This is a genomic window from Dehalococcoidia bacterium (assembly GCA_030018455.1).
Taxonomy (GTDB): Bacteria; Chloroflexota; Dehalococcoidia; order DSTF01; family JALHUB01; genus JASEFU01.
In genome coordinates, this window is record JASEFU010000004.1 from 168,263 (window position 1) to 175,547 (window position 7,285).

The 7,285-nt window shown below is 64.0% G+C and carries 3 protein-coding genes; all 3 read left to right on the top strand.

Features of this window, described 5'->3' with window-relative positions:
- The first annotated feature begins 207 nt into the window (after window positions 1–207).
- The 3 genes from ftsY to QME71_07470 all read left to right on the top strand — a co-directional run bounded on the left by ftsY (window position 208) and on the right by QME71_07470 (window position 7,190).
- Entirely contained in the window at window positions 208–1,167 is a 960-nt protein-coding gene (ftsY, locus tag QME71_07460) for a signal recognition particle-docking protein FtsY (GenBank protein MDI6858129.1), read from the top strand.
- A 72-nt stretch (window positions 1,168–1,239) separates the two neighbouring features.
- A complete protein-coding gene (locus tag QME71_07465; GenBank protein ID MDI6858130.1) occupies window positions 1,240–3,678 on the top strand; it encodes a DUF2298 domain-containing protein in 2,439 nt (812 codons plus the stop codon).
- Between the two features lie 65 nt (window positions 3,679–3,743).
- The gene (locus tag QME71_07470; GenBank protein ID MDI6858131.1) at window positions 3,744–7,190 is read left to right on the top strand and encodes a TIGR03663 family protein; all 3,447 of its coding nucleotides are present in this window, start codon (window positions 3,744–3,746) and stop codon (window positions 7,188–7,190) included.
- Window positions 7,191–7,285 lie beyond the last annotated feature (95 nt).

The following is a 7,285-nucleotide window of genomic DNA, read 5'->3' on the forward strand; positions in this document are numbered from 1 at the left end:
GAATCCTGCGCCCTGGAGTGAAGCGGCGCGGTTGCCCTTCTGCTGATGCAACGTCGGGCCGCAAGCATCGCGGCGTCTATCTGCCAACGGGAGGTCCGGCTGCAAGCAAGCACCGTCTGGCTTCGAACGCGACGACAGGCTCTCCTTGATTCCGCTATCCGCCCGATGCTATGATTTGTTAAACCCCGCGAACGAAAGGCCCACGCATTGCCCCTCTTCCGCCGTTCCCCTGAACCTGAAGAAGAAGCCCATACCACCGAGCAAGCGCTGGAGAGAACGCGAAAGAGCTGGTTCTCGCGCCTCGGCGGCCTCTTCGATCGGTCGCAGATTGACGAGTCACTCTGGGAAGAACTCGAGGAGCTGCTTATCGCCGCCGATACCGGCGTCGCCACCACGCAGAAGGTGCTCGATGACGTGCGAGACCTGGTGGAGCGCGAGCGGGTGAAGGACCCGGCGCTGGCGCGCAACGCTCTCAAGCAGGAGCTCGTCGACATTCTGAGGTCGACGCCGCCCCGTGGTACCCTCTGGCGCGATGGTTCCGAGGAGCCGCCCAGGCCGCCGGCGGTGATACTGGTCGTGGGCGTGAACGGCACCGGCAAGACGACAAGCATCGGAAAGCTGGCGCACGCCTATCGCGAGGACGGTTGCAGGGTCATCGTCGCCGCCGCCGACACGTTCCGCGCCGCCGCCGTCGAGCAGATGAAGGAGTGGGGCGAGCGCGCGGGCGCGGAGGTGGTCGCGCACAAGCAGGGCGCCGACCCGGGCGCCGTCGTCTTCGACGCGCTGGAGGCGGCCGACCGCAGGGGCGCGGGCGTCGTCATCATCGACACGGCGGGGCGCCTGCACACGAAATCAAACCTCATGGAAGAGCTGCGGAAGATACTGCGCGTCATCCAGCGCAAGCACCCGGACGCGCCCCACGAGGTGCTGCTCGTGCTCGACGCGACGACGGGGCAGAACGCCCTCACGCAGGCGAAGGCATTCATGGAAGCGGTCGACGTCACGGCCATCTGCCTCGCCAAGCTCGACGGCACGTCGAAGGGGGGCATTGTCTTTGCCATCTCCGACCAGCTCGGCATCCCCGTGCGGTTCATCGGCACCGGCGAGCGTTTGCAGGACCTGAGCCTGTTTTCGCCTGAGGAGTTCGTTGAAGCCCTTTTCCGCTAGCCTGCCGTCTGCTAACGTTCCATTTTGATGCACTTAGCGTTTGTGTTATTAAGGTAAGGCGAAGGCGGGAAGATGGCTGAGACGCTCTCCTGGTGGCTGGCCGTCACCGTTATCGGTCTCATTGCTTTTCCCTTCGTCTTCCTTTTCTTCCCCCGTTTGCCCGACCGCGGCTACGCGTTCGCCAAGGTCTTCGGCATTCTCATTGTCGGATATGTCTTCTGGATACTAGGCTCGGCGTGGGTGCTGCGAAACACCTTCGGCGGGATCGTCTGGACGTTGCTAATCGTCGGTGTCGCCGCCGCAATCGTCGCCCGGCGAAAGCAGGACGAGCTGATCGCCTTCGTACAGCGGCAGTGGAAGCCACTGCTCACGATCGAAGGGCTGTTCCTCGTCGCCTTCGTCGTCGCTGCTTTCCTCCGCTCTTATACGCCCGATATCGCGGGGACGGAGAAGCCGATGGACTTCGCGTTCCTGAACGCCTCCGCCCGCAGCGAGCATTTCCCTCCCAACGACCCGTGGCTCTCGGGACACGCTATAAGCTATTACTACGGTGGCTACTTTCTGGTCGCGATGATCGGCAAGTTGGCGCAGGTCGAGACGAGCGTCGGCTACAACCTGGGCCTGGCGATGATCGCCGCCCTGGCCGCTGTCGCCGTCTTCGGCCTCGTGTACAACCTCGTCGCTATCCACGACCGTCCGGCCGCCGGAGAAAAGTCCAATCCGGCGGTCGCTCCCGCACGAAGCGTTCCGCTGCTGCCGCGCCCGCTGTTCTTCGGGCTTGCCGCTTCCGTGCTGCTGCTTGTGATGGGCAACCTGGAAGGGCTCTTCGAGTTCCTAGCTGCCCACAACGTGGGCTCCACGGGGTTCTGGCAATGGGTCGACATCAAGAATCTCCAGGCGGTGCGGGACAACGAGGGCTGGTATCCCAGCCAGCACTGGTGGTGGTGGCGTGCCGCTCGTATCGTCCCGCCTGACGCCCCGGAGACGATCACCGAGTTCCCCTTCTTCAGCTTTCTTCTCGGCGACCTTCACCCGCACGTAATGTCGATACCGTTCGTCGTGCTGACGCTGGGCGCGGCGGTGCGCCTTCTGCAAGAACCGGAGCCGCTCGACCTCTCGTTCTGGGAGAGGCACACGTGGCTGCTCGCGGGTTTCGCCGTGCTCGTGGGCGGGCTTTCGTTCCTTAACACGTGGGACTTCCCGACCTTTCTGTTTTTGCTGATCGTGGTGGCCGCGGTCCGCAACTACCTGACCCTCGGCCGTTGGGACAGGCGTCTCATCCTTGCCACCGCGGGCTTCGCGGCGCCGCTGGTCATCGCGTCCGTGCTTGCATACGTGCCGTATCACAAGGCGTTCGTGCCCCAGTTCGGCTTCGCGAGCCAGGCAGAGGGGATCGCGCCCGTCTCGGAGATGGGGACGCTTCCCTTCCATGCCCTGATCATGTGGGGGCCGCTTGCCGTCATCGTAATCCCGTTCGCCGTGCAGAGGCTGGCGGCGTCGCTGCGCCGACAGCCCCTGCGTGACCGCGATCTCCTGGCGCTCGTGCCGGCGGGAGTGGTTGTGTTCCTCTGGTTGTTCGCGAACGCGGCCGGCGGCAGCCTGGGCGATGCCGTGTCCGAGAGGGGAAGCGCCTGGCTGACGATGGCAATTCTCCTCGCGCTGCTTTCGCTGCTCCTGATGACGTTGCTGCGGGAGATCGAAGCGAAGGAAGCGGACGGACGGGAGATGCCGGTCGTCGTCTCGCTGGCGCTGAGCGCGCTGGCGGTACTCCTCATCGTCGGGCCCGAGTTCTTCTTCGTCAAGGATGTCTTCGGCAACCGCATGAACACCGTTTTCAAATTCTACTACCAGGCGTGGATACTGCTTGCTGCCGGGGGTGGCTTCGCCCTGTACTACCTGGTGGCGCGCTGGGCGCTGCCTCGCCCGCAGGTACGGGTGCGCTGGCAGAGCGCGTGGGCGGCCGGCGCCGTCCTGCTGATTGCCCCCGCGATGCTGTACCCGCTGGGCGGCACGTTTAGCAGGACGAACGACTTCGACGGAGAGCGGACGCTCGACGGCCTGGCCTGGTCGAGAAAGGCCTATCCGGACGACTATGCCGCGGCTCGCTGGCTGGAGGAGAACGCCGACCGCTCGGCGGTGATGGTCGAGATGGTGGGCAGCGAGGAGGTCGGCTACGAGTACGGGATCGCCGGGCGCATCTCGGGCTGGACGGGTATTCCCACCATCCTCGCCTGGCCGGCGCACCAGCGGCAGTGGCGCGGCAGCTACGAGCCGTTCGCGGGTCGTCAGGAAGATGTCGAACGGCTGTACAGCACAGAGGACGCCGACGAAGCATGGCGGATAATCGCCGGCTACGGGATTGACTATGTTTACGTGGGCACGCTGGAGCGACGGACCTACAGCGCGGCCGCCCTCGATAAGTTTGCCGGCATGCTCGATCCCGTATACCAATCGGGGGACGTGGTCGTCTACCAGGTGAGGGGAACAACTGCGGGCGAGGCGCGTCCCTAAAGCATGAAGGGTAGAGCGATGTCATATCTCCCCGTATACTGTTCGCGAAGGAGATGCCACTGCTGATGGCGGTTTCTGACGAGCCGGCGGCAGTCGTCGAGGAGGCCCCGCTGACCCGGGCGAGGCTCTGGCTTGAGGCCAACTGGCCCCGCTACTGGGAGATCGGCGCTTTCGTCTTGCTGATGGCGGTCGCGGCGGGCATGCGGCTGTGGGACCTCGGTTCCCGCGCCTACAACCACGATGAAAGTCTTCACGCCCAGTACAGCTGGTATCTCTACGAAGGCAGGGGCTACGAACACGACCCGATGATGCACGGGCCGTTCCAGTTCGTGTTTAACGCCTTCATTTTCAAAGCCGCGGACTTCGTGGCCCAGGCCCCGTTTATCACCAACTGGATCGACGGCGGTCCGAGCGATTACACCGGTCGCCTGCTGCCGGCAATCTTCGGGACAGCGATCGTCGGGCTGCCTTACTTCCTGCGCGGCCACATAGGACGCGTTGGAGCGCTGGTGGCGGCGCTGCTCCTCGCCTTTTCGCCCGTCCTCCTCTTCTTCAGCCGCTTTGCCCGCAACGACATCTACATCGGCTTCTGGACGCTTGCCATCGTGGTCTGCACGTGGCGCTACCTGTCCGAAAGGAAGTCGCTGTACCTGTACCTGATTGCCGGCATCCTGGCGCTGAGCTTCGCCACCAAGGAGGTCACGTTTATGACCTCCGCCCTTCTGCTCGTCTATCTGAACCTTCTGTTCGCCTGGCAGATCGTCGTGCAGGTGAGGGAAGGCGGTCAGACCTTGCTCGGAGGCGGGGACAACCCGGATCCGGAGATAGCGGCTGAAGATGCGCCGCGCATCGCAAAGCGCAAGAAGAAGCGAGGGCCGCCGGCCCGTCCGCCGCGCGCCTCGATGGGCGTCGGCGGTTCTGTCGCGCTCTACGCAGCCCTCATTCCCACCGCCTGGCTCGTCGCCATCACCTGGCCGTTTACGAGTGATCTGCGGCGGCGCTGGGGGCTCGACCGGATGCCCGCGGCCGGCGACCTGCTGGTGGTAATCGGGACGCTGGTGGGCGTCCAGTTCGCCGCCGCCATCCAGGAGATGCCGTTCGTTGGCGACAAGGGCTATTACCGGGACGTGGACGAGGACATGCTGATGAAGGGCAGCGTGCTGACCCTCCTCGTTTTCAGCGCTTACTTCGGGCTCCTCTGGGACTTCCGCAGGTGGCTTATATGCAGCGGCATCTTCTACGGCATTTTCGTGCTTCTATACACCACATTCTTCACCAACCTCGGCGGCTTCGTCTTCGACAAGAACGCCGGCGAGTTCTGGACAGTTGCTGCCGGCATTGTGTTCCTCTTCGCCTTCGTTGTCCCGGCTGTGAGCCTCCTGTGGTGGCGCAGTCCCTGGCTCATCGCAGTCGCGACTGGCGGGTTCTTCGTCTTCGTCTTCGGCTACGCCATACTGCTTGAGAGCACGGGCTTCTGGTCCGGCATCTGGGGTTCCCTCGACTACTGGCTCATGCAGCAGGGCGTCGAGCGTGGAAGCCAGCCGGTCTACTACTACCTAATGATCATGCCCATGTACGAGTTCCTGCCCGTTGTCTTCGCCCTCATTGGTGCGGTGTACTTCGCTCTGCGACTACGATTGTTTTCGTCCTTTCTCGTGTTCTGGTTGGTGGGCGCTCTCGTCGCCTTTGGCCTGGCAGGCGAAAAGATGCCCTGGCTAACCGTTCACATGGCGGTGCCGGCGATAATGCTGGCGGCCAAGTTCTTGAACGACCTCTTTCAGCACACAAGCTTCTCGCTGCCTCTCCGCTGGCCGCGCGCCGAGACGCTGCTCGTCCTCTGCGCCGGAGCGGGCGCTCTCGCCATGATCGTCCTCTGGGCGACGTTCTTCTCGACCCTCGGCGCCGCGGTCGCGCTTCTCATCGGCGTGGCGGCGATCGGTCTGGTCGTGAGCGGCGGGCTGCTGCACGGACGCCTTGTCGCGGCGCAATCGACTGCCGGGCTCGTCGGCGCTGCGCTGCTCATCCTGACGATCCGGGCGGGGGCCCTCGCCGCGTACGACGAAGGCGACTGGCCGAACGAAATGCTTTCCTACGCCGATATGTCGCCTGATATCCCGTGGGTCCGCGACAAACTCGTCGAGTACGGCGAGAAAAGCGGCCTCGGCCACGATTATCCGATCGTGGTGGACAACGAGCTGGCGTGGCCGCTGGTGTGGTATCTGCGCGACTTCAAGAAAGTGCAATGGACGGGTGACGGCGACTCCGCTAAACCGATTACGCCTCCCGTCGCGGGTAGCATCGTTGTCCTGAAGGGGCCCGACCAGTCACGCATGGAGCCATATATGGACGACTACCAGCAGCCGGTCTCGATCCGCCATCTGTGGTGGTTCGGCGATGGGCCGCACCACTACGACGACGTTACCATCAAGGGTTTCCTCGGCGATCTGTTCAAGGGGGAGACCTGGGGCACCTGGAAGAATTATTTCCTTTACCGCAATCCGCCGTGGGAGCCGCCGCCGGACGATTCCTACGTCTACTTTCCCCGCAGCATCGAGAACGCAGGACGAGGGCCGGTGCAGGCGGCGCCGCCGATACCGACCGCCAACGTCGAAGGGAAGGAGTTGATCGCGCAGACCGGAACGGGACGTGGTCAGTTGAACCTGCCGACAGGACTCGCCGTCGATGGCGATGGGAACCTGTACGTGGCAGACGGCGGAAACAACCGAATACAGGTGTTCGACGACAGCGGCGTCCCACTGCTCGTGCTCGGCACCGGCGGCGATAAGGAGGCGCCCCTGAGCGAGCCCTGGGGAGTGGCCGTCGACGGAGAGGGGAACATCTACGTGGCCGACACGTGGCATCACGTCGTGAAGAAATATGACTCCGGGCTTAGCCTCGTCAAAAAGTGGGGCAGGCCGTTCACTGAAGTAGGGATGAGACCACCGGAGATAGACGAGTTCTTCGGGCCCCGTGCCATCGCGATCGACATCGACGGCAACGTGCTGGTGGTCGACACCGGCAACAAGCGGATCGCCAAGTTCAGCCCCGACGGCGAGCCGCTGGGGAGCTTCGGTGAAGAGGGCGCCGGCCCGGGCGAGTTCAACGAGCCGGTGGGCATCGCCGTGGGCGCGAACGGCGATATCTACGTTGCCGACACTTGGAACCTACGCGTCCAGCACTTCGACCGCGACTTTAACTACATTGGGGAGTTCAAGGTGAAGGGCTGGGGGAACACGGAAGTCACTGCAAAACCCTACCTGGTCGCTCTCGCCGATGGTCGAGTGATTGTGAGCAACCCCGCCAACGGCCGCATAGAGCTGTACGATCAGGAAGGGACGCCGGTGGTGGCGTGGGAGCTGCCGTCGAAGGAGGGCGCGGCGAGGCCACGTCCGGTAGGGCTGGCCGTCGGCCCGGGCGACGTACTGTACGTAGCGGACTGCGCGGTCCACCGCGTGTTCAGCCTGCCGATATCGGGGCTGGTCGCGCCGCCGTCGTCGACGCCGACGCAGTGAGGGACCGGTGCGAGCGGCGCCGCCTTCAGCAGGCGCTTCATGTGCTCGTTCAGAAACATTGGTGACACCTAGAATGGTGTCACTATGCGATTCAT